Origin of the sequence: Stieleria sedimenti (assembly GCF_025060895.1) — a bacterium.
Taxonomy (GTDB): domain Bacteria; phylum Planctomycetota; class Planctomycetia; order Pirellulales; family Pirellulaceae; genus Stieleria; species Stieleria sedimenti.
The window spans coordinates 1-1,108 of sequence record NZ_JANZKV010000358.1 but is presented as its reverse complement, the minus strand read 5'-3'; the positions used below and the strand labels follow the sequence as shown (position 1 = coordinate 1,108).

Here is a 1,108-nt window from a genome sequence, read left to right as displayed (position 1 = left end):
ACCAACGTGTCGTCCGGCAAGTAGTCGGTGATCGGCCCCAGGTCGATGTCGTGCAGGGAATCTTCGGACGTCTGATCGTCTGCGCCGACGGCCGTGATCTCGACCTCGTTGATCGATTCGACACTTCGTTGGCTGCCCAGATCGAACTTGCGAATCGATTCGATTTCGTCCCCGAACCATTCGACCCGAATCGGGTTGGATTGATCGACCGAAAAAATGTCCATCAACCCGCCGCGTGTCGCATACTCGCCCGGTAATTGAACCGCGGTGGTCGCGACAAACCCGCTCTGGTCCAGCCAGCGGGCGACTTCGTCCATCTCGATTTCGTCCCCCACGGCCAGGCCACGGGTGGAGGCCGCCAGTTGGGCCGGCGTGGGAACCAGTTGGATCGCACCACCGATGTAGGCGGTCACCAGCAACGGGTTGGTGTCGCCGGAGTCACGCCCTCGCAGTTTCTGCAAGACTTGCAATCGCTCGGCCAGGTCGCTGTCGGCCAAGGCGTGCTTGCCGGACCGCCCGACGCTCAACGGCAAGGCGACCGAATCGGCGAGCCCGAAGGCAATCGCGTCGCCGGCAACGATATCCGCGTCGGCCGCTTGGGGTAGCAGCATCAGCAGGTTGGGGCAGCGCCGCGCGGCCGCCGCGGCCAACACCGCGCGCAGCGACCCCCAGACGCCCGAAAATGCCAGCTGGTCCCCCGGCGAACACCCCGCGATGGCTTCGCTGATCCGCGCATGCTCGTCCAGCAAGTCGACGATCTCGTGCAGACGCTGCGTACCGAGGGGGCTGGCGATGGACACGGTCAATCGATGGGTTTCAGTGGGATGGGCGGTGGTTTGTGCCGTCGGGCAACCATTGGGAGGCGCGCCGATGGCAGTCTCGCGGCCAGGTACCGGCCAAGGTACAGGCCAGATTCTATCAACCGATGCGGGCCAGCCCACCGGCCCTGGCGCGGAACTCGCCAAGAGTTTCGACGCCGTCGGCGAACCGCCGAAAGCCTCGGCGGCTTCTGCTACGTCTGCAACCCTGACACTCAATCTGGACGAAGCACTCCGGCAATTTCATCAGGCAAACTATCGGAAATTATAACCACGGATGGCAGCGCGAA

At 63.8% G+C, this 1,108-nt stretch carries 1 protein-coding gene and 1 pseudogene; one reads left to right on the top strand and one right to left on the bottom strand.

Annotation, left to right across the window (positions count from 1 at the left end; genetic code table 11):
- Positions 1-800: pseudogene (locus NZK35_RS33665) on the bottom strand (transcription-repair coupling factor); the annotation flags it as partial.
- Between the two features lie 70 nt (positions 801-870).
- On the opposite strand from NZK35_RS33665, the gene NZK35_RS33660 reads away from it, so the two are divergent.
- A complete protein-coding gene (locus tag NZK35_RS33660; protein ID WP_259636918.1) occupies positions 871-1,089 on the top strand; it encodes a hypothetical protein in 219 nt (72 codons plus the stop codon).
- Positions 1,090-1,108 lie beyond the last annotated feature (19 nt).

What these genes read in the sequence shown, in the direction of transcription:
- NZK35_RS33660 (WP_259636918.1), top strand. Translation starts at nt 871, where the DNA reads ATGGCAGTCTCGCGGCCAGGTACCGGCCAAGGTACAGGCCAGATTCTA.